Source organism: Alteromonas sp. ABH2_165, assembly GCF_056159945.1.
Genome location: NZ_JBSWWF010000007.1, coordinates 278441 through 303923 on the forward strand (window position 1 = coordinate 278441; position 25483 = coordinate 303923).

General features: G+C 47.0%; 25 protein-coding genes. 11 read left to right on the forward strand and 14 right to left on the reverse strand.

Annotated elements, in window-relative coordinates; genetic code table 11:
- Positions 1-77: 77 nt before the first annotated feature.
- The 4 genes from ACXAFQ_RS15265 to ACXAFQ_RS15280 form a co-directional block, all read right to left on the reverse strand.
- On the reverse strand, positions 78-2591 hold the full coding sequence (locus tag ACXAFQ_RS15265) for a putative bifunctional diguanylate cyclase/phosphodiesterase (protein WP_474824130.1): 2514 nt from the start codon (positions 2589-2591) through the stop codon (positions 78-80).
- Positions 2561-3748 carry a TonB-dependent receptor gene (locus tag ACXAFQ_RS15270; protein ID WP_474824132.1) on the reverse strand — a complete coding sequence of 396 codons (1188 nt, stop codon included), beginning with the start codon at positions 3746-3748 and terminating at the stop codon, positions 2561-2563. Before ACXAFQ_RS15270 ends, ACXAFQ_RS15265 begins: the two co-directional genes overlap by 31 nt.
- Positions 3745-4209, reverse strand: a complete 465-nt coding sequence (locus ACXAFQ_RS15275; protein ID WP_474824134.1) for a type 2 periplasmic-binding domain-containing protein — start codon at positions 4207-4209, stop codon at positions 3745-3747. The genes ACXAFQ_RS15270 and ACXAFQ_RS15275 overlap by 4 nt, the downstream gene beginning before the upstream one ends.
- A 104-nt stretch (positions 4210-4313) precedes the next feature.
- Positions 4314-5327 carry a glycosyltransferase family 9 protein gene (locus ACXAFQ_RS15280; RefSeq protein ID WP_474824180.1) on the reverse strand — a complete coding sequence of 338 codons (1014 nt, stop codon included), beginning with the start codon at positions 5325-5327 and terminating at the stop codon, positions 4314-4316.
- Positions 5328-5420: 93 nt separating this feature from the next.
- Between ACXAFQ_RS15280 and ACXAFQ_RS15285 the strand changes: the two genes are divergently transcribed.
- Positions 5421-6134 (forward strand): 3-deoxy-D-manno-octulosonic acid kinase, encoded by a 714-nt coding sequence (locus ACXAFQ_RS15285; RefSeq protein ID WP_474824136.1) that lies wholly within the window; start codon positions 5421-5423, stop codon positions 6132-6134.
- 60 nt (positions 6135-6194) lie between these two features.
- Positions 6195-6680 (forward strand): pantetheine-phosphate adenylyltransferase, encoded by a 486-nt coding sequence (gene coaD / locus ACXAFQ_RS15290; protein ID WP_474824138.1) that lies wholly within the window; start codon positions 6195-6197, stop codon positions 6678-6680.
- A gap of 171 nt (positions 6681-6851) precedes the next feature.
- Here coaD and mutM read toward each other — a convergent pair whose 3' ends face one another.
- The 9 genes from mutM to radC all read right to left on the reverse strand — a co-directional run bounded on the left by mutM (position 6852) and on the right by radC (position 14113).
- On the reverse strand, positions 6852-7661 hold the full coding sequence (gene mutM, locus ACXAFQ_RS15295; protein WP_474824140.1) for a bifunctional DNA-formamidopyrimidine glycosylase/DNA-(apurinic or apyrimidinic site) lyase: 810 nt from the start codon (positions 7659-7661) through the stop codon (positions 6852-6854).
- Between the two features lie 3 nt (positions 7662-7664).
- Positions 7665-8147 carry a hypothetical protein gene (locus ACXAFQ_RS15300; RefSeq protein WP_474824142.1) on the reverse strand — a complete coding sequence of 161 codons (483 nt, stop codon included), beginning with the start codon at positions 8145-8147 and terminating at the stop codon, positions 7665-7667.
- Between the two features lie 428 nt (positions 8148-8575).
- Complete coding sequence (gene rpmG, locus ACXAFQ_RS15305) at positions 8576-8731, reverse strand: 50S ribosomal protein L33 (protein WP_012516577.1); 156 nt, start codon at positions 8729-8731, stop codon at positions 8576-8578.
- 11 nt (positions 8732-8742) lie between these two features.
- Positions 8743-8979 (reverse strand): 50S ribosomal protein L28, encoded by a 237-nt coding sequence (gene rpmB, locus ACXAFQ_RS15310; RefSeq protein WP_070126092.1) that lies wholly within the window; start codon positions 8977-8979, stop codon positions 8743-8745.
- A 297-nt stretch (positions 8980-9276) separates the two neighbouring features.
- Positions 9277-11382 (reverse strand): YjbH domain-containing protein, encoded by a 2106-nt coding sequence (locus tag ACXAFQ_RS15315; RefSeq protein ID WP_474824145.1) that lies wholly within the window; start codon positions 11380-11382, stop codon positions 9277-9279.
- The gene (locus tag ACXAFQ_RS15320) at positions 11379-12110 is read right to left on the reverse strand and encodes a capsule biosynthesis GfcC family protein (protein WP_474824147.1); all 732 of its coding nucleotides are present in this window, start codon (positions 12108-12110) and stop codon (positions 11379-11381) included. Before ACXAFQ_RS15320 ends, ACXAFQ_RS15315 begins: the two co-directional genes overlap by 4 nt.
- Positions 12107-12790, reverse strand: coding sequence for a YjbF family lipoprotein (locus tag ACXAFQ_RS15325; protein WP_474824149.1), 684 nt, complete (start codon positions 12788-12790; stop codon positions 12107-12109). Before ACXAFQ_RS15325 ends, ACXAFQ_RS15320 begins: the two co-directional genes overlap by 4 nt.
- A gap of 123 nt (positions 12791-12913) precedes the next feature.
- Positions 12914-13267 (reverse strand): hypothetical protein, encoded by a 354-nt coding sequence (locus ACXAFQ_RS15330; protein WP_474824151.1) that lies wholly within the window; start codon positions 13265-13267, stop codon positions 12914-12916.
- Positions 13268-13435: 168 nt separating this feature from the next.
- A complete protein-coding gene (gene radC / locus ACXAFQ_RS15335) occupies positions 13436-14113 on the reverse strand; it encodes a RadC family protein (protein WP_474824153.1) in 678 nt (225 codons plus the stop codon).
- Between the two features lie 145 nt (positions 14114-14258).
- Here radC and coaBC point away from each other — a divergent pair, with 145 nt between their 5' ends.
- Together coaBC and slmA are read left to right on the forward strand one after the other, a co-directional pair.
- On the forward strand, positions 14259-15464 hold the full coding sequence (coaBC, locus tag ACXAFQ_RS15340; protein WP_474824155.1) for a bifunctional phosphopantothenoylcysteine decarboxylase/phosphopantothenate--cysteine ligase CoaBC: 1206 nt from the start codon (positions 14259-14261) through the stop codon (positions 15462-15464).
- Positions 15465-15578: 114 nt separating this feature from the next.
- Positions 15579-16166 carry a nucleoid occlusion factor SlmA gene (slmA, locus tag ACXAFQ_RS15345; protein ID WP_474824157.1) on the forward strand — a complete coding sequence of 196 codons (588 nt, stop codon included), beginning with the start codon at positions 15579-15581 and terminating at the stop codon, positions 16164-16166.
- A gap of 86 nt (positions 16167-16252) precedes the next feature.
- On the opposite strand, the gene ACXAFQ_RS15350 is transcribed toward slmA, so the two are convergent.
- Entirely contained in the window at positions 16253-17887 is a 1635-nt protein-coding gene (locus ACXAFQ_RS15350) for a M28 family metallopeptidase (RefSeq protein ID WP_474824159.1), read from the reverse strand.
- Positions 17888-18020: 133 nt separating this feature from the next.
- On the opposite strand from ACXAFQ_RS15350, the gene ACXAFQ_RS15355 reads away from it, so the two are divergent.
- The 7 genes from ACXAFQ_RS15355 (at position 18021) to ACXAFQ_RS15385 (ending at position 25418) form a co-directional block, all read left to right on the forward strand.
- Positions 18021-18590, forward strand: a complete 570-nt coding sequence (locus ACXAFQ_RS15355; protein ID WP_474824161.1) for a TetR/AcrR family transcriptional regulator — start codon at positions 18021-18023, stop codon at positions 18588-18590.
- Positions 18591-18638: 48 nt separating this feature from the next.
- Positions 18639-18965: a DUF1820 family protein gene (locus ACXAFQ_RS15360; protein ID WP_474824163.1), complete on the forward strand. Its 327-nt coding sequence runs from the start codon at positions 18639-18641 to the stop codon at positions 18963-18965.
- A gap of 28 nt (positions 18966-18993) precedes the next feature.
- A complete protein-coding gene (locus ACXAFQ_RS15365) occupies positions 18994-19488 on the forward strand; it encodes a hypothetical protein (protein WP_474824165.1) in 495 nt (164 codons plus the stop codon).
- A gap of 72 nt (positions 19489-19560) precedes the next feature.
- On the forward strand, positions 19561-20244 hold the full coding sequence (locus ACXAFQ_RS15370) for a recombinase RecA (protein ID WP_474824167.1): 684 nt from the start codon (positions 19561-19563) through the stop codon (positions 20242-20244).
- Positions 20237-21637 carry a Y-family DNA polymerase gene (locus ACXAFQ_RS15375; RefSeq protein WP_474824169.1) on the forward strand — a complete coding sequence of 467 codons (1401 nt, stop codon included), beginning with the start codon at positions 20237-20239 and terminating at the stop codon, positions 21635-21637. Before ACXAFQ_RS15370 ends, ACXAFQ_RS15375 begins: the two co-directional genes overlap by 8 nt.
- A gap of 1 nt (position 21638) precedes the next feature.
- A complete protein-coding gene (locus tag ACXAFQ_RS15380; RefSeq protein ID WP_474824182.1) occupies positions 21639-24713 on the forward strand; it encodes an error-prone DNA polymerase in 3075 nt (1024 codons plus the stop codon).
- 162 nt (positions 24714-24875) lie between these two features.
- The gene (locus tag ACXAFQ_RS15385; protein WP_474824171.1) at positions 24876-25418 is read left to right on the forward strand and encodes an acyloxyacyl hydrolase; all 543 of its coding nucleotides are present in this window, start codon (positions 24876-24878) and stop codon (positions 25416-25418) included.
- Positions 25419-25483 lie beyond the last annotated feature (65 nt).

Below are 25483 nucleotides of genomic sequence, written 5' to 3' on the forward strand. Positions count from 1 at the left end.
TAGGGGTTCACCGGCTTTACTTGGCAATGTAAAGATATCGCCACACCTAGGCGGGAATGAAATTTATCTGCTGAATATCAAAACACAAACTGATGCTGTGGCGTCAGTGTTTGGCTATCTAATGCGCCAATCCAAACCCCATCGCTTACAGCTTCATTCAACCGTTCCCACAGCTGATTTTCGGGAATGGGTCGGCTAATCAGGTAACCTTGCGCCTGATGACACCGGAACTGCCCAAGCATGGAAAACTGCTCATGTGTTTCCACCCCTTCAGCGATGACCGTTCTACCTAAACTTCGCACTAATGCAATAGTCGATTCGACGATATTGGCATCTTCGGGGTTATCCAACATGCCACGTATGAAACCCTGGTCAATTTTTACCACATTCACAGGCAGTTCTTTGAGGTAGCTCAGTGAGGAGTAGCCGGTACCAAAATCATCCATGGCCACAAGACAGCCCATTTCCTGCAGCGCCTGGCACACGTTAACCGCTAGGTCCATATCGGAGACTAACGCTGTTTCTGTGAGTTCCAATTCCACCATATCTGGTGGGATCTCGAAGGTGTCTAATTGTTCTTTGAGATACGCTGGCAAGGAGTTATCGGTAAACTGGGCCGCAGACATATTGATGGCTATTTTAAGGTCGGGATATCCCGCCATACGCAACTCACTTAGAATACGCAAAGAACGGTTGAGCACCCAATAATCGAGTTCCAGCATAAACGGCGTACTCTCCAGCATCGGAATAAATTCGCCAGGAGAAATGGCACCTTTAATGGGGTGAGACCAGCGGATCAGTGCTTCAAATCCTCTCAGCCGATGGGTTTCGATGTCGATTTTTGGCTGTAAAGCCAAACTGAAATGATGCTCTCGCAGAGCCTCCCGGGCTTCCCGTTCCAGTTCGACTTTGCGCATGACTTTAGCGTTCATCGACGAATCATAAAGCTTAAAGCCACCACCATTCTTTGCCTTCGCTTCATACATGGCAATGTCTGCGTGCCGGAATAATTCCATCGCCGACATGTCTGACTGCGTGGTAGTAGCAGCACCAATACTAGCGGAAACATAGAACTGTAGCTCGTTTACCTGAATAGGCGTCTCGAATTTTTCCAGCACCGTATGCGCGAAAGATTCCACCTTCGACTTTGCGGTAACGCCGTTTAACAAAATAACAAATTCGTCACCGCCGAACCGTCCGACAAAGCCCGCATCGTCTACTGCCTCCACAATCCTTTCAGCAGCAGCAATAATTAACTGATCACCCACATTGTGACCGTGGCTATCATTTACTTTTTTGAAGTCGTCCAAATCAAGAAACAGCAAGACTGCCATTTTGAGTTCGCGAGTCGCGGTAACAATCTGCTTTTCAATCTGAAAGGTCATCATTGTGCGGTTAGGCAAGCCGGTGAGGCTATCGAACATAGCCATATTTTCCAGCTGTTGGGATGACGCCGCGAGCTTAGACTCTTGTTCTTCAAGCTGCCTGGCGAGATTACTTGCCGTGGCTTCCAGTAAATCCAGTTCATCAGGAAGTATTTTTTTTTCCCATTGCTTTTGGTGACTGCTGCGTATCGCAAACTCTTGGTACCGACGATCTGCTAGCAGTGGTAGCCGGTCTGCCAGTTTGAGCAATTTAATCCGGTACTGCTGAATCATCATCAGCAAAATGGCGGTGAACACGAAAAACAACAACACGGCGGTGCCAATAACCCGGTTCTGGTAGTCGTTTACTGCGCTGATCATGGCCGATATATCGCGCACAAACAAAATGAAATAGTCGGAGTCAGTAAGCGGTAGCAGAGACACCAGTAAGCGTTTGTTATCCGCGGTTACCATCACCCCGCTCTCTTCCATGTTTTGAATTGTAGTGTCTGCTGGAAGGGTGCTAATAACATCCTGAATGACCTTCAAGTTAAACGCAGAAAGGCGACTTACCGGATTTAAAAGCGAGGACGAATCATTTTCCTGGTTGGCCTGTTTCACTACTGCAATTTTATATGCGCTGGTGAACTGCGATAGCGTGGCCAGCATTTCACTGAAACTGGCATTCATAACGATAACCGCCACTTGTTCGTTCTTAATCATTATGGGTGCTGAGACAAACCGGTAGCAGGATTCACGGCAGAGAAAGGCATTCTGAGGTCGCATCTGGTCGCGGGTGTTGCGGACCATGGTGAATATACTCACAGGCATCATCGCTTCATTGCCGAGTAAGAGGGTATTTTGCGGATTAAACAGCCATAGTTCATTAACGTGCAAACTGACACTAAGCGCATCGGAGGAATCGGCCAGCACTTTCGCCAATTGGTCTTCGAGTAACGTTTCTGTTTGCCCCCATTGCGAGAAGGTTTCGATCCAAACGAGTAGGCGCAAAGCGAACAGCTCGTCAATCAGCGCCAGTTGTTTCTGGTTTTTCAGCTGAAAAGCCCGGTGCTGCTGTTCAACCTCGGCATGAGACTGAGCAATGAGCATCGCTGAAATGGAAACCAGTACAGTAAGCATCATCGCCACGACGATGCTCAGCAACTTCGTTGTAACGGAAACGCGTACCTTCATATTCAGAACCAGTACATCACTTGCATTGCCCACATACGCCAATGCTCTTTGGTTTCAGGGGTATTCTGCGACGATGGCAGGCTGGTAAGTCGCCCGGCGCCGTGCACCCAATGATGCTCAGCCTGAACTCGCCAATGTGGTGCTGGGTCCCACTGAAGTCCAACCGCGATGGTTTTTTCAAACCCGTAGTACGCGGGTACCATGCCTCCTGTCATCGCCTCGAGGACTTCACCATCCCGGTCTTCCCGGTCAGAGATATACATGTCGTAGCTGGTTGTTACGGTGTACGAAGGCGCAATCCGGTAACGCAGTTGTACATAACCGCCTTCTCCCTGCTGGTTCACCATGTAGTCAGGTGCGTATCCGCCTTGGTCTATTCTATGGTTGCGTTGCAGTTCCGTCGCAAACTCCCAATTCTCAGCAAAGTACGCAACGGAAATTGTGTAAAGCTGCACTTCCCTTTCAGCGGCTACGTAAAAGTCAACGGCTGCGGGGTTGTAAGTAAAATCGGAGTCGAGATAGCTCGCCCCAATCTGCCAACTGAGAGAGGCAGACTGCCAATAAGCACTGAATTGATGGGCAAAATCTTGCTCCAGTTCACCTTGAGCAAATTCACCGAGCAACGCTTTGGTCTGAAAAGTACTCAATGGTGACTTTCCATAGCTCCAGTTCACTCTGAAACTGCCTTCTTCAGCCGCGTGGTAATAGCGCAGCAGCACGCCATCGCTACCTAACGCCACGTCGCGAAAATTATCGAAGTACAAAGATTGCGGAAGTATGATGGTAGCGCGGGTTTGTGGCACATCGCGGGTTGCAGAATAGAGCCAGTGTGGATTTTTGAATCTACCCACATTGACATTAAGCGTAGCATTGCTGAACTCTGGCAAACGCCAGTCAAGATATAGATAGTCGAGTCTGCCACCCTGTTCGTACCGATTACCGCCGTCGAGATACACCGCCTGGCCCACAAACGCCAAAGACGCATTCACATCGTAACGCATGTTGATACCCAACTCGGTGAGACTAAAACTCACGTCTTCGTTATCGGAAACAAAATCACTGTGCACCGACTGGCTCACCCCTTGAGATAAAAACCCATGCCAGCTAAAGGCTGACTCAGCCGAAGCCGGGAAACCCTGAAGCCCCCCTAACAGCGATATCCCGAGCAACCGCCGTGTATGGAATTTCATGGAATGGCTACCTCCGTGACATTTTCCAATGCTGAGGTGTGGTAGGCATACCCAATTGCTCCAGGAGTATTCTTTACCGCCTCAATAAGTTCGGCCTCGGTTGCTACCGTTTGCGGACGTTCGCCCTGACCGGAGTAAGTGATCTGGTTCCACATACGTTCAAGCTGATACGGGAACATCTTCAGCATTTCTCTGCAGAAATCTTTATGTGCCTCAGTCTGCGCATCAAGCACATAAACTGTTATTTTTGCGCCATCAGACCAGTATTGGGTTCGAGCGGAGAAGATATTGCGGATATCGGTGCGTGAAAATTGCCGTTTTTCCACACCGTTATTGATGATGACAGTCGATCCAATGGCTTTGACGGGTAAACAAACACACAGCAAAAGGCATACGGCAATAACCCGTATAGAAAAGCACTTATTACAAAAGCGAAACCCTATTTTGGAAAGCGCGGACAATTGGCACCTCATCCTTAAAGAAAACGTCTTCAGACGTTATTTTAAAGTGTAGAGGGTTTTAGCCAGATTGCCCGTACGTGACTGAATTAATTGACTGAAGGCAGTTATTTAGCGGCGGTAAGCACCCGATTAATCATTTCTGTTACCGCATCAGTGTTGATTCTGCTCATCAGCGACGTTCCTTTTGCCCTTTTGCCCCAAGGAAGTTGCTTCCAGGACTTGCCGGTTTGCTCTTTGATGCACTCGTCGTATACCGACACCACAAGCTCTAAGCTGTTATACGGGCCTGTGCGGCGAGGGTTAGAGTGTGCATACAAACCAATGACCGGCGTGCCCACCGTGGTTGCCATGTGTGCCGGGCCAGTATCAGGGGCGATAACCAGTTCAGCCTGCTTGATTACCATGAGCATATCGTGGAGCGAGGTTTCACCCACGATATCTTTGCTAATGGCATCAGTATGCGATTTGATGGCATCTGCCAGTTTACGGTCTACCGGACCCGGTCCACCGCAAAGCACCACCGCCAGGCCTTTGCTTACAAGATATTCGGCAGCCTCGGCGTAGCGCTCTGGCAGCCAGTTACGCTCTTGCTTGCTTGCCGCCGGGCTGATAACCGCAAAGCGCCCCATTTCTTCAGCCAATGCACTGGCGTAGCGCTGAGAGGAATCAGGTACAGGAATGTTCCACTGGGGTTTTGAAGCTTCAGGCAGCCCCAGTGCATCACCGAAATCCATAAAGCCGTCTAGCACATGGGCGTGCTCGTGCGCTTTGACCCTCTTATTTGCAAATAGCCAGTGCAGCTCTTTACTTCTGGCCCAGTCGAAACCTATCCGCTGCTTTGCTTTAATCACCCGCGATGCAAGGTTTGCCCGCATCGCCACCTGCATCATTAGCAGCGCATCGAATTGCTCTCCTTGTACCGCCGCTTTTAGATCAGCCACCGCCTGCTTGCCCTGCTTTTTATCGAACACAATAAAGCGCACGTCGGGTAGGGTTTTCATCAACTGGTATTCAATTTTCCCAATGACCCAGGTGAGCTCTGCTTCGGGCCAGTGTGTTTTTATCCGATGAACTAACGCCGCGGCATGACAAACATCTCCAATGGCCGACAACCTCATCAAACAAATCTTTTTCTTCAAGGAATCACCTCTACAGCTGAAAACTGCGGAATTTTCATTACAATGGCCAATTTACCATATTAATAATAAAGCATGGCGATAAAACACGTTTCCAGCGGCCACCAGCACATGCTGGTCGACAGTCAGTATGAAGGTGCCCTCAGCTTCGACAGCTTTGAGGCTGATTTCTGGCGCCAGCGAAATGCCATTACAGGTCAGGCTAAAGGCCGCGGTACCACGTTATTTTTGAAAGCCGACGAACAGAATTGGGTGTTACGCCATTACCGACGAGGCGGCTTGCCAGGCAAAATATTGTCGGATCAGTATTTCTTTTCCGGTGTCGAGAAATCCCGGCCATTTTGTGAATTCAGATTACTCTTTGCCATGCGAGAGATGGGGCTAAATGTACCCCAGCCGATTGCCGCTAGAACGGTGCAAAGCGGACTCGTCTATCGCGGCGATCTCATTACCGCCATGATCCCCGGCAGCAATGATTTACATGCCATGCTGTGCAATGCGCCGATAGCTGAAGATTTATGGCGTGACATCGGTGTTGCGGTAGCCAAGATGCATCGCGCCGGGGTGTATCATCACGACTTGAATGTTCGCAACGTGATGGTAGATAGCTCTGATACGGTATGGATCATCGATTTTGACCGCTGTGAATGTCGTGACGGCGACAGCTGGAAATCGCAAAATATTGCTCGATTCCTGCGCTCGCTGGAAAAAGAGAAAAACAAGAACAAGCAGTTTCATTGGCAAAAAACCGATTGGGATGCGTTTATTGATGGCCTGATGTCGGCCTGATTGCATGTCTTTGCGTTAATCGGTAATGTTTCAAACGGGACAACATAAAAGTTAATTACTATGCACACACGAGCCATTTATCCGGGTACTTTTGATCCGATCACAAACGGACACGCCGACCTTATAGAGCGTGCATCACAAATGTTTTCCCGCGTTATCGTAGGGATAGCCTCGAACCCGAGCAAAAAGCCGTTATTCACGCTGGAAGAACGGGTGGAAATGATTAAAGAAGTCACCAAAGACTTACCCAATGTGGAAGTCAGAGGTTTTACCGGCCTGCTGGCAGGTTTTGCCGATGAAATTAATGCCACCATTTTGATCCGTGGACTACGCGCGGTTTCCGACTTTGAATACGAATTTCAGTTAGCCAATATGAATCGTCGCCTGAATCCCAAGTTGGAAAGTGTCTTTCTTACCCCGGCAGAAGAAAATTCGTTTATCTCATCAACGCTGGTAAAAGAAGTCGCGCTACACAAGGGGAAAGTCGACGACTTCTGCCACCCGGTTGTAGTAAAAGCCCTGCAGGAACGTTTTCACGGTCAGTGATGGCAGAGCTATCGGGGCGCCAAAACTTCGTTGGGTGAGGAAGAGCGTGATAAACACGGCGTAAACCCATCCATGGGGCCTCGGCTGCCGCATCCCTGCGGCAGACGGTTTATCACGCACTCCCTCACCTCAACCAGGTATTGCGGCTCGATGAAACTCAACTTGGAAGTTTTACTTCTGGCAGTTAGGACAGAAGAAGGTGTTACGTTGACCTATCACCACGCTTTTAATTTCTGTACTACAGATTTCGCATTCCTGCCCGGCCCGGCCATATACTCTTAAGTGCTGGGCAAAGTAGCCCGGATTGCCATCACTCTGGGCGAAGTCTTTCAGCGTGGTGCCGCCCTGCTCGATGGCTTTTGCCAGCACTTCCTTAATCGCGGCGGTGAGAATCGCGTAACGTTTTGCACTGACTCTTCCAGCCGCGCGGCGTGGATCGATGCCGGACATAAACAAAGCTTCATTCGCATAGATATTCCCGACACCAACCACCACATCATTATCCATGATGAACGTTTTAACCGGGCTTTTTCTGCCTTTCGATAATGCCACCAGCCTCTCTGTATCAAAATCGTCTGTGAGCGGCTCTGGCCCCAATTTGCTAAGTAGCGTGTGCGTTGCCCCCTTCGGCTGCCACAGACACGCGCCAAAGCGTCGTGGGTCGTTAAAACGTAGGCATTTACCGCTACCGAGTACAATATCAATATGGTCATGTTTGATAGTTGGAAAGTCAGCATCGATAACACGCAATTTTCCAGACATGCCCAAATGCAGAATGATTTCACCGTCGCCCACATCGATGAGCAAATATTTTGCCCGGCGGCGGATGTTCACAATGGTTTTGCCCTCTGCCAAACGGATTTCATCGGGCACTGGCCAGCGCAGACGTTTGTCGCGCACAATGATTTTGGCGATTGTTTGGTTAAGTAGCCAGGGCGAGATACCGAGACGGCTTACCTCAACTTCAGGTAATTCAGGCATGAGTTACAGCTCCGGTTGTTGCCAGGGTAGCAAAGCGTTCAATGAGGCATTGGTAAGACGAAACCACTGATTCTGATATTTCAGCAATGCCCCGTCTCCATCAGCAGAAAGTTCACCAGGATAAAACGCGAAAACCAGACCATCGGATTGCCCTGCCAGCCACACAACCGCAATTATCGGTTCACCGGCAATATCCACAGGATCAGCCTGACTGTGCATCATCGCCTCACGCCAGGCGGAAATTTGCTGCTCCGGCGACACAGACGGCGCAGGACCTTCAGTGATCTGTCGCCAGCCCTGGCCGTTACGCACCAGTTGATTCATTCCCTGCTCAATTTTCAGCACATAAGCCTCTTCCGGGATCAGAGGCATAGCCGCAGGCGCTTTCGCTGACGGTAGAAACGTGTCTAAATTAAACAGTGCGATCATAATCAGCATGGCAAAAATCACCACATTGTTCATACCGCGCTGTGACAGAAAGGCCATATTTTAACTCTGTTGTATGTTTTAGCTTAAGAGAATTCCAAACCAACTGTCAGGGCCTATTCAGAAACGAAATGACGCTGAAGCTACATTAGCGGGGTTCAGAAACGAAAATGGCTACCTGTGTCAGCGGGTGTTCATAAACACGGCGTAAACCCATCCATGGGGCCTCGGCTGCCGCTTCCCTGCGGCAGACGGTTTATGAACACCCACTGACTCCGGTGTCCCGCCATTTTCGTTTCTGAAGCCCTTCAACTCTTGTGTACCGCCATTTCGTTTCTGAACATCCACACAACACTGAAACTGAATTCAATCCGCTTAAACATATTCAGTAGGTCCAACACCTATGCCGCCTAAGATAAACTGACTGGTCTCCAAACGCAAAAAACCCGGCAAGAGCCGGGTTTTCGTGGAGACAAAAGCAAGTTTTATTACTTGATTTTTGCCTCTTTGAACATAACGTGCTTACGCACAACGGGATCGTATTTTTTGATCTCCATTTTGCCTGGCATGTTACGCTTGTTCTTGTCAGTGGTGTAGAAGAAACCTGTACCTGCTGAAGAAACTAATTTAATTTTATCACGCATTGTCGGCTTCCTTAGATTTTCTCACCACGGGCACGCATGTCAGTCAGAACTGAATCGATACCCTTTTTATCGATGATACGCATGCCTTTAGCAGACAGACGCAGTTTAACAAAACGATTTTCGCTCTCAACCCAAAAACGGTGAGTTTGAAGATTTGGCAAAAAGCGACGACGAGTCGCATTGCGTGCGTGCGAACGGTTATTACCAACCGCTGGACGCTTACCAGTAACTTGGCATACTCTTGACATTGTATTTGTCTCCAGAACTACAAAACTGTCGCGCCAATCGATCCCACCTAAAAGTCTTCTGGGTCAGTTGACGATATTACGATAAATAAGAGGGCGCATTTTATACAGCAAAAATATGTGCATTTCAATAAAAAAGGCTAAAAACCTTCCAATCGGCACATATTTTTACTTTTTCGCCTTCTCAGGCTGTGCACACACCATGATTTCTCATCCATCGTGCACAATTGGGGGCGCATCATACCACCTAAAAACGATCCTGTAACGATCTGATCGTAGATCTTTCAAACAATGATCAGATCAATCAAAGAATGATGATCGCGGCCCGGTGAAATCAATCAATCTGCCAGGACGTTTAAGCATCTGCCCACCATCTCGTGAGATTGGTACCCATGGGAACGAGCCACGTCCTTTCGACGGCATCAGCGTGAAGAGATCGAGGGGCACTGAAATATAGAAGCCTTTGGTAAAGCTACCTTCACCATACTCTTCTGATGACACATTTGTGATTGCCGCATAAGCGCCTACAATGATGCCACTGTCGAAACGCTTCGCGAAATCGATGTTCACACCCTTATCTTTTGCCAGGAATTGACCCGCGCTCACGGTGAGCATGGTGTCAGGCAGGAACTCAGGCTGCCAATACGCGCTGACATGACCGGTAATGACATCATAATCGAAGAAATCAAACGGTTCATCGTAGTCACGCTGCTTGGCGTAGTTCACGTCAACCCCAAACGCAATGCGGCTGTCTACTGGCTGCCACAACACTTCGCCACCAATACCACCGAACATGGTTTCCAGATAGCCGCCATAAGCCTGTGCGAACACATTATCGCTTAAGCGGTCGTTCCACTGCAGAATAGCAGTATCTAGCCATAAGTCGTTGCTCACGTATTCCCGCACCATGGTGCGCACTCGAGGCAATGTGGAGGTGTCTTGATCGATGCGGAAACTGAACTTGTCGAAGTTATCTAACAAGGTGGCACGTACGCTCGATACTGCGGCCCAGTTTTCGTTGAAAGCATAACCGCCGGAGAAGATTAAACCGCCTTGGTATAAATAAAAATCTTCCGGGTTACCGAAGCTCTGGGTGTAAAAGAAATCCACACCTTTAAAGAAGCCGTTGGTACGGTTCGGCTCGTATTTCTCAAGCACGTCTTCAGACGGCGCGACGCGCGTGTAAGTTTGGGTGATATCAGCTTCGATATCTTCATACTTAGCGGCAACTTTGAAGGCATCGGCATCTATTACGGTATCTACCATAGGCAGACGGCCTGCATTTTCCACAATATGATAAGACTTCACCGATTCAGGCAATTCAGAAGCCGCGATGCGACCAATACGATTCACCGCTTCCGCTTTATTGCGATAAGCAATCTGGTTTCCGTAAAAGATTGCCTCGTCTTCTTCTACCGACGCGTCAGTAAGAATAAAACCGCCGTCGTACGCTAAAGAACGATATAAACGGGACTTATTCAACTCTGCCAGTGAGGCCGCAGGTTTCGCGTCAACGATCTCGCGAGGAGGATCGTCAAACTTCACCTGCTTCGCCGTGTTCATGTTGAAATGATAAGTGACACCGAAGCCAAAGGTATTGCCCCGCTGATAGTTAGCGGTGAAATCAAAATTGTTCCAGCGATACACAGCCCCCACGTTCCAACGGGAATCCTGTTCTAACGCGCCAGCGCGGTCGTACTGGTAGTTATTCCCCTCGAACTCGAGCTTCAGGCGCAGAGGCTCCCACGGCGTTTGGTATTCTACACCACCAAATACAGCCATCGGGCCTTTAAAAAACTGATCGTAATCAATTTTACCACCACGCCCGGAAAAGCCTGACGGACGGTCGCAATAACTGTCGCGGATCTTACAAAACGGATTGGTAATATCGTCGGCGGTACCCATGTAACCCCAACCGAGACCAAGGTGAAAGTCGAAAGGACCATAAGCTTTAGACGCGGTTACGTACTCACTCTCAAAAAAGCCTGTACCACCAAAGTCACGAAAACCTAACGAAACCTCGGGGAAATAGTAACCTTCTTCAAGCAATCTGAATTTCACATCCAGGCCTTTGTCTTTTAAGGTTTGGTCGCCGCTGAAACTTGGTACATCGCTGTAAAGGCGCGTTCGTACGTCGGTATAGCGTGCAGTCGCTTGCATCCAGTCGAAAAGCTGCAGGTTAACCGACCAGAAACGATATTCGTTGTTGTCGGTGTAGTTCATGTACAAATCGCCCACCTCACCCATTCTGGATGTTGGCGTTTGAATGAGCCCAGTGCCCCCTTGAACCATTTGAGAAGGCTTCACTTGCAGTGAAACCGCGTCATCACTGAACGCAGATTGACTGACACAAGCCGCCGCTACAGCAATTGCGCACCGCGAGGGCATTCCTTTAAACAACTTCATGGCAACACCCTGTGCACGGCTAGCGCCGCAACTTTCTCATTTAACTCTTCAACGGCTGGCGACAATAACCAACTGAATAATGGTACAAATATCTGACTTCCTGGCATGAGTTGGGAATAAGATTCTCCCCAATATGCCACATTCAGTTTACTCACTTCTCCACGAGGAGAAATCACGTACACAAAATCGGGGTCAGCATAGTTTCGTAATTTTACGCCTTCGACATAATCTGCCGCAGTATGCTGATTACGGTATTCGTAAGAGCCCGGTGTCGACACCATACCGCTCATCCACACCGCAGTTGGCCTGCCACTTAGGCGCATAATGTAGTTACCGTCCTGAAACATAGGATTCAGACTGGGATCAACCCGTGCGGCGTTTTTGTTTACGGTTACCGGCAATCGCTTAGCCAATGTCCATTGCTGAACCTGCTGACGCAGTGCATTCAGCGCAATGGCTTTATCGTCGTTGACACTTAAATCAACCGCCAATGAATCAATAGATTGCAGCACGTCCTGACGCAGCGACTCGGTATATTCCTGGTCAATTTTGTAGATAGCACTGGCGGGCCAATACCAATCACCATTTTTCGCGTTAACTTGCAGAATAAGTGATAGGCGTACCGGATTAAGATAACGGTAGTGCTGCCCGTTTAAATCGATATCAACCACAGCCAACGCTTTTGCTGACACTACTGCGAATAAAAAGAGCGTGATAAGTCGTTTCATTTTGTTTCGCTCCCGGCATCGATAAGACGTTGCGCCCGACTCAGGAATGTGATGCGAATCCAGTCGTTCGCAGGCGAAATCTTTTGCTCAGACTTCAGCAATTCACCGCTTGATTTATCAAACCAGTACCGGTTAATCCATGACAGCTCAGACTCATAAAAAGGCTTTGCACCAGTGTACTTCACGTGCTGCTCAATAAGGTTGGTATTGAAGTCATTTGAAAGCACCTTTAGCGATTCCTCACCGGCTCGACGCCAACTTGTCTCTACATCAAGGCCGTATCCGTAGCCTTCAATGTCGGTGATATAATGCCAGTCGGTTTGTGTGGCACTATCAGCCGCCAATGGGTTTGCATTTAAATTAGACTGGTACACCAAATCATTATTTAAGCCATGTGTTTGAACAATGACGTCGTTTTGCAAGAAAAAGAGGGCATTATCCGCAGAACGCCATGTATCAATATCGTTTTCAGAGAAAGAAAGCGCCATGATGACTTGATATCGCTCGCCATGCTTAACAGCAATCAAATCCTTTTTGTTATTTCTGATTTTTTCAGGTGATGCGGTGATGTCTTGTTGTTGAAAAGCGAGCTTGATCGAATCGAAGTAAGCTCTGTTTGTATTTGAACACCCTGCGAGAAAAGTGCAGAACGAGAGTAGTAGAAGAATCCTTCGGAACATATTCCTAGACGTCACTATATTTGAAAATTAGCATTTGATGATTAGCACGCGGATGACGGACTTAATGATTGGAAATAAAAAAGCCGCTCCAAAATAGGGCGGCTTTCGAAAAGCATTTAGCAATTACTGCGCAGTAGAAGGTGCGTATGTATAGCTAACTGATACAGGAACTGTGATTGTTACAGTTTGCGTACCAGATACAGTAACAGTTTCAGTCAGAGTAGTAGTAGAACCTACGCAAGAACCGTCAACCAGGTCGTCACCGTCGTTACAAGTTGGGTCAGTACCGTTATCACCATCATCGATGATATCTGCTGAACCACGGTTGTTACTTACTACAGCTGCAAGAACGCCAGCTACAGCAACACCAGTAGCAACTGAGCCAGTTGCGATACTACCTTCAGCTCCGTCGTCTTGTGCTACTGCACCAAAAGCCATGGTCGCACCAAGAGCTAATGAAATTAATGACTGTTTCATAATTGTCCTTATTTATAATCCACCGACGCCCTATGCTAAAGTATTAATCAAGAGCTGACCACTCTTTAAACATAGTTTGGTCGTAAAAAATATACGTTTCACATGCTCGTCGCATGGATCGCCGACGATCTGACAGGATCGCAGCCTTCAGTATAGCAAGGATCAAAATTACATCAATCCTTTCTGCGCCAATGAACATATTGTGGCGTCACCCACGATAAAGTGGTCTAACACATTGACGTCTATAAGATTTAAAGCATGTTTCACATCGCGGGTTAATCTTATATCTGCATCGCTTGGATCTGGTACGCCGGAAGGATGATTATGGACCAAAATTACTGCGGCGGCGTTATCTTCGATTACCTGACGCACTATCTCTCTAGGATACACAGCAGCTGCATTGAGTGTGCCTGAAAATAAGTTTCTAAACGCAATGAGGTGATGCTGACTGTTCAAGCAAAGTATACCGAAATGCTCTTTTTGCTCGTGCCGTAGGGTTGTTAGCAAGAAATCTTCTACGTCACTCACCTGATTAAAAACCGGACGTTCTTGTAAAGTCGACTCTAATACTCGTCGCGAAATTTCTTTTACTGCTGTTAACTGGGCAACCTTCATTTCTCCAACGCCTTTGATATTGCAAAGCTCGGTTTTGCTTGCATGTACGATACTACGCAAGGAACCGAGTTGTTCGAGTAGCTCGAAGGCAATGCACAGCGCCCCTTGTCCGCCAATACCGCTGCCAAATAACACAGCGAGTATTTCAGCATCACTCAATGAAGATGCACCTCTAATAAACAGTTTTTCTCTGGGCCTTTCCATGAGTGGCCGGGAGCGAATATCTAACATGATTTAACCTCTCTTCAATATGCTCATAGCCTATCGCCCGTACCGTAAACTCACTACTGTCTGAAATGACAGATCTCATGCACATTGTCGTGAACGGCAAACATCTGGTAGTCTTGTTTTAGTCTAACTGGTTAAATACTGTACTATGCAATTGTTCAATAAAAAGATTTTAGTGGGTGTAACCGGCGGCATTGCCGCTTATAAAACGCCGGATCTAGTTAGAAAATTGAAGGCAGAAGGTGCCGATGTCAGGGTTGTCCTCACGAAAGGCGCTGCAGAGTTTGTTAGCGCCCTTTCCTTGCAAGCCGTCTCTGGAAATCAGGTGCACAGCCAGTTGCTAGATGAACAAGCTGAGGCAGGCATGGGTCATATTGAACTGGCTAAATGGGCGGATATATTGCTGGTAGCTCCAGCCACCGCGCACTGTATGGCTAAACTGGCGCACGGACTAGCCGACGACTTACTCTCTACCCTCTATCTCGCTACTACAGCAAAAGTATTTATTGCCCCGGCGATGAACCAACAGATGTGGCGAGCGCGTCCAACCCAGGACAATTTTCACAAGCTTCAACTCCAGGCAGTAAACTTCATTGGCCCCGCAGCAGGCGAGCAAGCGTGCGGAGATGTAGGTCCTGGCAGAATGGCTGAGCCGGAAGACATTGTTTCAGCACTTATCGCTGCATCATCAGGTCGCCTTTTAGCAGGAAAAAAGGTCGTTATTACCGCCGGTCCCACCCGGGAACCTATCGATCCGGTGCGCTACATTTCAAATCATAGCAGCGGCAAAATGGGATACGCTGTCGCACAAGCGGCAGCCGAACAAGGTGCTAACGTTGTTCTGGTTTCAGGACCCGTGTCTTTAGCTACGCCTCTCGCCGTAAAGCGGGTAAATGTAAGCTCAGCTGAAGACATGCTGAAAGCGGTACAGGCAGAAATGCGCGATACCGATATCTTTATAGCAGCAGCAGCGGTAGCCGACTATCGCATAGCACATCAAGCGGCCAATAAGATAAAGAAATCCAATGATGAGTTAACACTTACTTTTGTTAAAAACCCTGATATTCTTAAAACTGTGGCTGCGCTTTCACCCGCCCCCTTTACCGTTGGCTTTGCAGCGGAAAGTCAAAATGTGGAAGAATATGCCAGAGGAAAGCTGGAAAAGAAAAACCTCGACATGATTGCCGCTAACGACATCACCGTTGAAGGTCTCGGCTTTAACAGCGATAAAAATGCGCTACATGTAATCTGGCAGGATGGAGATAAAAAACTACCACCAGCCCCCAAGACCACACTAGCCGAACAGCTAATTGGCCTGATTACAAAACAATATAATAATAAACAATCAAAATAATGGTTTGCTGGTCGATAACGTTTTCTGCGTGACCAAATAAATAAAAACAAACCACTTAAAATGGAACATGGACCTGCGTATTTCGGGTCCGGTAGCAGAGGAAACACTCGCCTTATGCCTGCGGTAAAGAAACCTAATCGCCGAGCTCAGATCCTGCAAGCCCTGGCCGGTATGCTGGAAACCAATCAGGGCCAGCGTATTACAACAGCTAAACTCGCCGAAAAAGTCGGTGTATCAGAAGCAGCGTTGTACCGTCATTTTCCAAGTAAAGCCCGCATGTTTGAAGGGTTAATAGAATTTATAGAAGAAACGTTATTCTCACGTATCAACAAAATTCTTAACGAAGAAAAAGATTCAGCTGCCCGTTGTCAGTTAATCCTGCACCTTATGCTGGGCTTCGCAGAGAAGAATCCGGGCATTACCCGCATCCTCAATGGTGATGCGCTGATGGGTGAACAGGACCGCCTGAGAGCTCGCATTGCAAAACTGTTCGAAAGACTGGAAACCCAGCTCAAGCAAATTCTCAGAGAGCGTAAACTGCGCGAGGGTCGCACACTGGCGGCTGACGAAGGCGTGGTAGCTAACATGATGATTTGCTATGTAGACGGACGCATCAACCAGTTTATTCGCAGCGGCTTTACCCGCAAGCCAACGGAGCAGTTCTCTGAACAGTGGCAGATGTTTAAGCAGGTCTTTATCTAAATAAAAAAGGAGCGCTGAGATAATGAATCAAAGCGCTCTTTTTGTTTTAGCTTTCCTAACACTCTGTAGCAGTTATCACTGAACGCTTACTGCCCAAAAGTATTTCCGAAGAAGTCCCCTTCGTTCCACTGAGGTCGTTGTGCTTGAGTAGCCAACGTGAGACCAATCTCAGCGTTTACCTGTGTGAAAGTCTTCGCTGCGTCCCAGTTAAAAGGCTGATTCACATCATCACTTGGCTTGTGATAATGGGTCGATAAAAATTCACCAAATATCTTACTGCCGTCGACATCGGGATCTTTCGACTGTAACCCTGGCACCATAAATACTGAAGGTACACCCTGTTTTACAAATGCGTAGTGATCAGAGCGAGTAAACAGTGCTTGTTGCGGCCAAGGATCATCACTTAACGTAATGCCGGCGTTACCTGCCGCTTCCTCTACCGACTTTTTCATATCGCTGTGACTTGCACCAAAAGCAATAACGTCAGCAAACGGGTAAGTCAGGATAGGCATATCCAGATTCACATCGGCAACCATCGAGGTAACAGGTACTGTGGGGTTGCGGGCAAAGTAATCCGCTCCCAGCAAGCCTTTCTCTTCACCGGTTACCGAAACAAACAGAATTGAACGCTTTGGTTTCTGTTCCAGATTACTAAATAAACGGGCAGTCTCTAACATAACCGCAGTACCAGACGCGTTATCCATGGCACCATTGTTGATGTTGTCTTTTTTCACCGTCTGCGCGAAACCAATATGATCAGAGTGCGCAGAGAAAACTACATATTCATTTTTCAGTTCAGGATCGCTGCCTTCTATCACGCCAACCACATTAGGACTGACAATCTGCGAATGCAGGCTCTTCTTCGAAAGCGAAATCTGTCCTGGAATAGCAAATCCTTTCGGTGACTTATCTTCTTCGAGAGCCGCATAGATATCATTCAGCGATACCGGAGCGTTAGCAAAAAGCTGCTCAGCGGCTGGCATACTCAAAAAAGCACTGCCTTTTAATTGTTCGAACGTGTTGGCTGGTACACCTTCATCATTAAGCCACGCCATTCTCGGCGTATGAATATAATTAAGCTGGCTCTGATAAGGGCGTACTTTTTCAGCAATGGGAGTAGACAAGGTAATCATGCCAATGGCACCACGCTCAGCGGCATAACTTTGCTTTTGGTATCCAGAACCAAAGTGCGCCCCTTCTTCACTAGGAAAAGAAGCCGGTTTACCCGATAACACAACGACAATTTTGCCGTCTACGTCGAGATCGGCATAGTCGTTATGATTTAACTCTTCCGCCACAATCCCATAGCCCACAAAAACCAACTCACCTTTCACGTTGGATTCCAAAGACAATAAATCAGGGCCGGTAATAAAGTCCTTCGGATAAGACAATGAAAAGCTACCGCTCTCACTTTCAAAATCAAATGACGGCGATTCTTGTACTAAGTTTGCTTTACGGAACGGAACAGGCTGCATAAAACCTTCTGTTCCTGCTGGCTTCAATCCGTATTTGGCAAATTCAGTGGCAATGTAAAGTGCCGCGATGTTATGGCCCCGGGAGCCGGTATCTCGCCCTTCCAGTAGATCATCTGCCAGGAAATAAAGGTGGGATTTAATTCTGTTCGTATCTGGAGAGAAATGGCTCTCCGGTGCATTATCTTGTGCGCTAGCGGCCAGCGACGATAACGCAACCAAACTGCCCAGAAGGATTTTTTTAATCATAATAGTCTTCAAACTGCTTAAACCACGAGCATGTTAACCTAGAGACTGATATAAGCAAGGTGAATAACGATATCCCTTGATAGTTCTATGGTTTACGCTACGCTGAATAGAGGGACTGACAGAAATATACCTTATGCCAAGAAGCGCACAGTACGACATAGAAGAAATTCTCCAGCAAGCCGTGGACATATTCCTCGAGTATAGCTTTCATGGTGCGATCATGGATGAAATCATTGCCCGAACCTCGTTCAACCGGCGGGGGTTTTATCTTGAATTCGGCTCTAAACAACAGTTTCTTTATAAGGTACTTGAGCACTATCAAACCACGCAATTGATGCCTGTTGTCAGTGAACTTGAGACACACCAAGGCATCACCGCGATCAATACTTTCTTTCTGCGTTACATTCCTTTGGTTTACAGCCGTGGTTGCCTGCTAATAAATTGTGTATGCGAACTCGGCAAACAAGACGCTACAGTAAGGGAAATGGGCAGACATTATCTCGACAGGCTTCAACTGGACTTCATCGGTTGTCTTGAAAAGGCGCGTCTTAACGGTGAAATCAAAGCGGAAATCAATATAGAGTCTGCTGCCTTGCAACTTACCAGCTACGTGCAGGGTTTTGCCGTGAATGGCATTCTTGCTGAAAATAAAGAAGAGATGGTCATTGCCACTGAAGCCTTATTAACCCCATTGCAGCTTTAGTTAATTATCGTAAAATCATGCTCCCGTTGTCACATCAGGTTTTTCAACATGAGCAGTAATGAACCTATTTATCGCATTCAGTTCATCAGCAATGGCGAACGTTATGAACTGTATGTTCGAGAACTTAGCCAGGGTAGTCTTTTTGGCTTTGTCGAAATTGGAAATTTTGTCTGGGACAACCACACAAGCCTGGTGGTAGATACCAGTCATGAAAAACTGAAGTCAGAATTCTTTGACGTCGAAAGAACTTATATTCCTATGCACAATGTTCTTCGCATAGATACGGTTAAAAAGCAGGGAACTGCTAAGATTACCCAACTTTCCGATAAGGTAACCGCATTCCCGGGCCCTATTTACACGCCAGGGAAAGATTAATCATTTCAACGAATCAGGAGGCAGTTCATTGTTAGCATTCAGCATTATCGCCGTGTTGGTTCTGATCCTGATTTTTTTTGTTTTTAAAGTACAAAGTCTGCACAAACAAATCAGTGCAAACCGTGGTCTTGCCAGGCAAAACGCTGAAAAAGCCAACACCGCTTATTCGGTGCTTAGCATCACAGCCAGAACACTACAGAAAATCTTCACCGAGAGAGTTGAACAAGCCAGCAAGAAGGGGTTGATAAGCGGCAAAAATTACGAGGTTATGATGCTCATCACGAGCTCATCAGCCAAAATAATATTTGATGCCTGTGAAAAGGGCCTTTCTATTGAACAAGCACTCACCGTTGCAATCAGAGACTCAGAAGTCAGCATGGATGATATTAAAGCCATGATGCAGGAACAGCCTAATGATGTGCGCATAAGTTGGGTACAAAATCATGCTGATGGCTTCATAAAAGCTTGCGATATCATGACCCTGTCTTTATTGACGCCACGGGCATCTAGCCCACAAGAATAAATTCCCATCAGACACGTATTGATCAATCCATTCTTCTGCCTATAATACTGTATATGCATACAGGTGAATTATATGGCAAGTCTCCTTTCTTTAGTTGAAAAGCACCCCGCTATATGGCGTGGAAATCAAGCTCCTATCGGTCAGTCTCGCAGGCTGGCCACGGGATACTTGCCGTTGGATGAAGCTATTCTTGGAGGCTTCCCAGAGTACGGTGTTGTGCGTATAAGTGGGCGCACCGGCATTGGCGAGCTTTCGTTGCTAAAAAATGTTTTTACGCAAACAGGTGAAAACGCTTTTTACCTGTTTGTAAATCCTCCGGGGGTTTTGATTACAAATAGTCTACGCAGGGTAAATGTCGTGCCGGAAAATGTGCATGTGGTGTCGACCTCCTCTGAATTAAGCCTCTGGGCGGCTGAAGAGGCCATAAAATCAGCTTCATGCTCGGTATTACTGCTTTGGTGCGAACATATCAACGCAGCCCAGGCTAGACGCCTACAAGTGGCCGCTGCACAACATGAGTGTCTGGTGGTCATTTTTGAACCCGAAAATCAACGATCCGCAGCTCTGCCGGTACCGCTGGATTTGACTATTACTGCCATAGACGAAGGTCTACAGGTCAATATACGCAAGCTTCAGGGCGGCTGGCCGAAGCAAAATATTGTCGTGCCTGTCAGCTTCACGCCAAATAACATCACGATCAATAGCCTGATGCGTAAGTATTCCATGCATGCAGAAGACGATGCCCTTCATGGCTAGGCAACGATGGCTGTGCCTGCATTTCTTTCGGTTAACCCTTGATAATGCCAAGGCGAATGGCAGTGTGCCCGATCAACAACCTGCAGTGGCTTACCATCAGGCTAGCAACAATGTGCTGCAGGTAAATAGCTGCGCCCGTAAAGTGGGTATTGAAGTCGGTATGGGGCTAGCCCATGCTGCGGCATTATGTGAAAACCTCACTGTCATCGACTATGCCGAAGAGATAGAACATTCACAACTTCGGCTTCTGGCTGCTAGTCTCTATCAATGCGCAGCAGAAATTTCCCTGCAGCCACCCTGTCGTCTTTTCATTCGTATTGATAATTTAGTCCGGTATTACGGCGATTATCAACAAATCTGGCTAGCATTAAAGAATACGTTGCACCACAGAGAAGTAAACTTCGTTTTTGCTTGTGGCTGGAGCCCAGAGAACGCTGAAGCACTGGCAAAAAGGGGGCAGAGTTCCTTTCTCTTATGCGATAAGAAAATAGAGAACATGTTGGGTGCATTACCTGTACAAGCCTTGTCGATTGCAGATAAACACGCTAACGCCCTTCAACGAGCCGGAATTCGTCATGCAGGAGAGCTACTGAAATTACCTCCTACCGAGTTAGGTAAGCGTTTCGATAGCGAGCTGCTCAAATACCTTTTTGCGCTACGCGGTGAAAGTCAGCCTCAGCGATTGTTTTATCATCCACCCGCGAACTTTTCACATTCGGTCCTCTTATCTTACGAAGTAGAAGATGCCACACGTTTGCAGCGATACATCGACCAATGCCTCAGAGATATGGAATTATTTCTGCGCCTGCGAAATGCCGGTAGCCAGGCGATTAACATTATTCTGTATTTTCGCGAAGCGCCTGAAATGCCAATATCAGTTCGCAAATCAGATGTCCGTTTTAGTTTTTCAGAGTGGCAGCAGCTGATTAAACTCAAGCTTGAAACCCTTGAGCTACAAGCACCCGTTACGCATTTTGAATTTAGCAGTGAAAAGCCACAATCTTATGCGGCAGACACCGCTGACTTCTTCAATTCCAGAAAGCATCTTTTTGCCCGCCAACTTCTATTCGGTCGACTGGCAGCGAGACTGGGCGAAAACGCGATATCGGCACCTCACACATTACAAGATCACCGTTTTACATCGGGTGTTGAAAGTGAGTCCGATATTACGCAGGACAACCTCGAAGAATTTACCCCAACCTACCTGCTGAAATATCCGCAGCCGCTTACCGATTCCCCAAATATTGAATTTGGGCCCGTCAGAATTGAGTCAGGTTGGTGGGATGAAAATAAAGAAAAACGTGACTACTTCATCGGCAGAAATCAACACGGTCAGCGCATTCAAATCTTCCGGGAAAATGGTAATTGGTTCTTAAATGGCTGGTATGCCTGACATGCAATACGCGGAACTGGTTTGCCAAAGTAATTTCAGTTTTCTAACCGGCGCATCCAGCCCGGAAGAACTGGTTACAACCGCGTCGTTCATAGGCTACGAAGCATTAGCTATTACCGACGAATGTTCCGTGGCGGGTGTTGTTAGGGCGCATAGCGAAATTAAACGCCATAATTTGCCGGTTAAGTTAATAACGGGCAGTTTATTTACCCTTAGCGACACATTAACCTGTGTATTACTTTGTCCAACTAAAGCGGCTTATAGCGAACTGTGCCGCATCATAACGAATGCGAGAAGACGAAGCCCAAAGGGTGAGTACCAACTGGCTGAATGGGATTTAAAAACCATTCAACACTGTCTTATCATCTGGCTTCCTGATAAAGATCCTGCATTAAATGACCACTGGGCTAAGTGGCTACTGAGGCATCATCAATCAAGAGTTTGGATTGGCGCGCAGCGACGCCTGGATGGCCATGATCACATCCGGTTTGCGGAATACGAGCGTTTACATACAGACTATGCGCTGCCCATCACCGCGTGCAGTCATGCTTTATTCCATCACAATGATCGGCTGGCTTTGCAGCAAGTTATGCACGCCATTAGAAATAACACCACAGTAGAAAAGCTAGGACAAAGTGCGATTTCCAATGCTGAACAAAGTTTAAGACCACTGATCAAGTTAAAAAAACTGCTGCCTTCAAAGTGGCTGGCAGAAAGTGTGCGAATTGCTTCACTATGCACATTCAACTTAGATGAGCTTCGTTATCAGTACCCATCAGAATTAGTCCCTGATGGCTACACCGCAATCTCTTACCTTCGAGAGTGTGTTGAGGCCGGTATTCTTCGTCGCTTTTCTGAAGGGATTTCACCCGCAATCCGGGCCACCATTGAAAAAGAACTACAACTTATTGAAGAACAACAGTACGAATACTTCTTCCTGACGATTTTCGATATTGTTCAATTCGCCCGAGATAACCGCATTTTGTATCAAGGGCGAGGTTCAGCGGCCAATTCAGTAGTGTGTTATTGCTTGGAGATTACTGCCGTCGATCCTCGGCAAATAAACGTATTGTTTGAACGCTTCATTTCCAAAGAAAGGGATGAGCCACCCGATATAGATGTAGACTTTGAGCACAGTCGCCGCGAAGAAGTCATTCAATATATTTACAGTAAGTACGGTAGGGAGCGAACCGCCCTTGCTGCCACCGTGATTTCCTTTCGTTTTAAAAGCGCCTTCCGTGAAGTGGGTAAAGCTCTGGGATTTGCTGAGTCGCAGCTCGATTATGTAATTAAAAACATCAATCGCCGTGACCGTACGGTTCCCTGGCAAACGCAAATTGAAAACTGCGGCCTGTCGTCTGCTAACAGCAAGGTTAAGCAATTAACCAGTTTAGTGGAACAAATTGTCGGGTTCCCCCGTCATCTTTCCCAGCATGTTGGCGGCTTTGTCATTTCAGCCGGACCACTTTATGAACTGGTGCCCGTGGAAAATGCGGCGATGTCTGAGCGAACAGTAATTCAATGGGATAAAGATGATCTTGAAACACTCGGGCTTTTGAAAGTCGATGTGCTCGCCCTTGGCATGCTTACCGCTATTCGCAAAGCGTTTGCGCTGATCAATAAACAATATCCTCAGGAAGTATCCATTCCTTTTATTACGCGATTAGGTGACGACCAGCAGGTATACGATATGATCTGCGAAGCCGACACCGTGGGTACCTTTCAGATTGAATCACGGGCACAAATGACCATGCTGCCCCGACTCAGGCCACGCTGCTATTATGATTTGGTTGTGCAGATAGCTATCGTACGGCCTGGCCCTATTCAGGGAGACATGGTGCACCCTTACTTGCTACGTAGACACGGCAGAGAAACCGTGTCTTACCCTTCAGAGGAAGTAAAAAGTGTGCTTTCAAGAACCATGGGAGTGCCGATATTTCAAGAACAGGTAATACAACTCGCCATGGTTGCAGCTGGTTTCTCTGGGGGTGAAGCCGACCAGCTTCGCCGTGCAATGGCAAGCTGGAAAAAAGACGGTCGTATTTATGAGTTTCGAGACAGACTTATAAAAGGCATGACAGGTAGAGGTTACTCTGAAAGTTTTGCCGAACAACTATTTGAGCAGATCAAAGGGTTTGGTGGGTATGGCTTTCCCGAGTCACATTCCGCGTCATTTGCTGTACTTGCTTACGTGTCCTGTTGGTTGAAGCATTACTTCCCAGCTGAATTTTATATTGCGCTGCTGAATAGTCTTCCCATGGGATTTTATTCTGCCAGCCAACTGATTCAAGATGCTAGGCGACACCAAATCCCTGTGCTACCGGTATGTATAAATGCATCTGAAGCAGAGCATACCTTAGTATTTAATAATGGGGACAAAGCAATAAGGCTAGGCATGAATCTGGTAAAGAACTTATCCTCCGAAGCAATACAAACACTTTTGACGAACAGGCCTTCTTCTGGATTTAAAACCCTCGATCACATTAAACAACAGGCCGTATCTGAAAAAGATTTATCAGCACTTGCCAGTGCAGATGCTTTCTCTTCTATCGCAGGAAACCGTTATCAGGCAAGATGGCAAATGATGAACAGCCACACCTCCCTCCCCTTGTTCAGAAATAGTGCCGAACAGTTGCCTTTCGACTTTTTGCCAAATGACACCGATTCTTTGCTTGAAGATTATGCATCTACATCTTTATCACTGAAACATCACCCGATAGAGTTAGTGCTAAGAAAACATGCAATAAAAAATCTTCGATTGGCTAATCAACTTAATGAATGTGACAACCGATCGGTTATACATGTTATTGGCTGCGTAACGTGTAGGCAGTCACCCGGTACGGCCTCAGGCGCAACTTTTTTCACTTTGGAAGACCATACCGGCAATATGAATATTGTGGTGTGGCAAAACACAGCCAGACATCAACAACAAGCCTACCTGAAAGCCCAACTTTTGCAGGTAGACGGCATTCTCGAACGTTCGCCAGAAGGCGTTATTCATATTATTGCCGGTAAACTTACTGATCGAACAGATTGGTTGGACTCTATTAACGTTCGATCAAGAGACTTTCACTAATCTTTAAGTTGACTAGGCAATGAAATATTTTCTGATCTTTACCCAAATTTACAAACACTAACGAATGTTAATGTATTAGCGTTACATTAAGTTATTGATTTTAAATGCACGTTCCTCTGGTCTGTATTTTGCCTTTTGTATGGTAATACCTGAGGAGGAATCATGCTTTTTGTTCGTCGAAACTTATTCATCGCAATCATACTCACCGCCTTTTCACTAAGTGCCCATGCCGGCAGGCAAGCAGTCGCTGTCGATTATTTACATGGCTCAGACAACATTGACGGAGTTCGACTTGCCTATCGCCCGTTATCCTACGACCTTTACACTGATTGGTTTGGCGATATTAAGCTTTATTGGGAAGCCAGCTTTAATATTTGGGAGTATGGTGAATATAACAGTCATGCCACCAACCTTGCCGTCGCCATTTCCCCTGTTATCGTGAAACGACTTACAACCGTGTATGACAAGTATCCTCTTTACCTTGAAGCAGGCATTGGCGCCAGTTTAGTCAACGACAGACACTTTGCAGGAAAAAATATTGGTTCACATTATCAGTTCGAGGATCGTCTAGGCTTTTTGCTGAGTCTCGATGAACAAGAAAATAACCAGATAGCATTACGCTATATGCATTACTCAAATGGTGGTTTAAACAGCGATAATCCAGGACTCGATTTTCTGAACGTGTCTTATTCTTATCATTTTTAAAACGTTATTTTATACGGCTTTAAACGCAAAAAGCCCGCTCGAATGAGCGGGCTTTTTTTAAATTG

Bases quoted from the DNA above. Each gene is read 5' to 3' on its own strand.
- ACXAFQ_RS15325 (WP_474824149.1), bottom strand. From the start codon at position 12,790: ATGTTCCGAAGGATTCTTCTACTACTCTCGTTCTGCACTTTTCTCGCA.
- rpmB (WP_070126092.1), bottom strand. From the start codon at position 8,979: ATGTCAAGAGTATGCCAAGTTACTGGTAAGCGTCCAGCGGTTGGTAAT.
- coaD (WP_474824138.1), top strand. From the start codon at position 6,195: ATGCACACACGAGCCATTTATCCGGGTACTTTTGATCCGATCACAAAC.
- ACXAFQ_RS15315 (WP_474824145.1), bottom strand. From the start codon at position 11,382: ATGAAGTTGTTTAAAGGAATGCCCTCGCGGTGCGCAATTGCTGTAGCG.
- ACXAFQ_RS15320 (WP_474824147.1), bottom strand. From the start codon at position 12,110: ATGAAACGACTTATCACGCTCTTTTTATTCGCAGTAGTGTCAGCAAAA.
- ACXAFQ_RS15370 (WP_474824167.1), top strand. From the start codon at position 19,561: ATGGCAAGTCTCCTTTCTTTAGTTGAAAAGCACCCCGCTATATGGCGT.
- coaBC (WP_474824155.1), top strand. From the start codon at position 14,259: ATGCAATTGTTCAATAAAAAGATTTTAGTGGGTGTAACCGGCGGCATT.
- ACXAFQ_RS15360 (WP_474824163.1), top strand. From the start codon at position 18,639: ATGAGCAGTAATGAACCTATTTATCGCATTCAGTTCATCAGCAATGGC.
- ACXAFQ_RS15330 (WP_474824151.1), bottom strand. From the start codon at position 13,267: ATGAAACAGTCATTAATTTCATTAGCTCTTGGTGCGACCATGGCTTTT.
- ACXAFQ_RS15270 (WP_474824132.1), bottom strand. From the start codon at position 3,748: ATGAAATTCCATACACGGCGGTTGCTCGGGATATCGCTGTTAGGGGGG.
- radC (WP_474824153.1), bottom strand. From the start codon at position 14,113: ATGTTAGATATTCGCTCCCGGCCACTCATGGAAAGGCCCAGAGAAAAA.
- slmA (WP_474824157.1), top strand. From the start codon at position 15,579: ATGCCTGCGGTAAAGAAACCTAATCGCCGAGCTCAGATCCTGCAAGCC.
- rpmG (WP_012516577.1), bottom strand. From the start codon at position 8,731: ATGCGTGATAAAATTAAATTAGTTTCTTCAGCAGGTACAGGTTTCTTC.
- ACXAFQ_RS15280 (WP_474824180.1), bottom strand. From the start codon at position 5,327: ATGAGGTTGTCGGCCATTGGAGATGTTTGTCATGCCGCGGCGTTAGTT.
- ACXAFQ_RS15385 (WP_474824171.1), top strand. From the start codon at position 24,876: ATGCTTTTTGTTCGTCGAAACTTATTCATCGCAATCATACTCACCGCC.
- mutM (WP_474824140.1), bottom strand. From the start codon at position 7,661: ATGCCTGAATTACCTGAAGTTGAGGTAAGCCGTCTCGGTATCTCGCCC.
- ACXAFQ_RS15285 (WP_474824136.1), top strand. From the start codon at position 5,421: ATGGCGATAAAACACGTTTCCAGCGGCCACCAGCACATGCTGGTCGAC.
- ACXAFQ_RS15375 (WP_474824169.1), top strand. From the start codon at position 20,237: ATGGCTAGGCAACGATGGCTGTGCCTGCATTTCTTTCGGTTAACCCTT.
- ACXAFQ_RS15350 (WP_474824159.1), bottom strand. From the start codon at position 17,887: ATGATTAAAAAAATCCTTCTGGGCAGTTTGGTTGCGTTATCGTCGCTG.
- ACXAFQ_RS15355 (WP_474824161.1), top strand. From the start codon at position 18,021: ATGCCAAGAAGCGCACAGTACGACATAGAAGAAATTCTCCAGCAAGCC.
- ACXAFQ_RS15300 (WP_474824142.1), bottom strand. From the start codon at position 8,147: ATGGCCTTTCTGTCACAGCGCGGTATGAACAATGTGGTGATTTTTGCC.
- ACXAFQ_RS15380 (WP_474824182.1), top strand. From the start codon at position 21,639: ATGCAATACGCGGAACTGGTTTGCCAAAGTAATTTCAGTTTTCTAACC.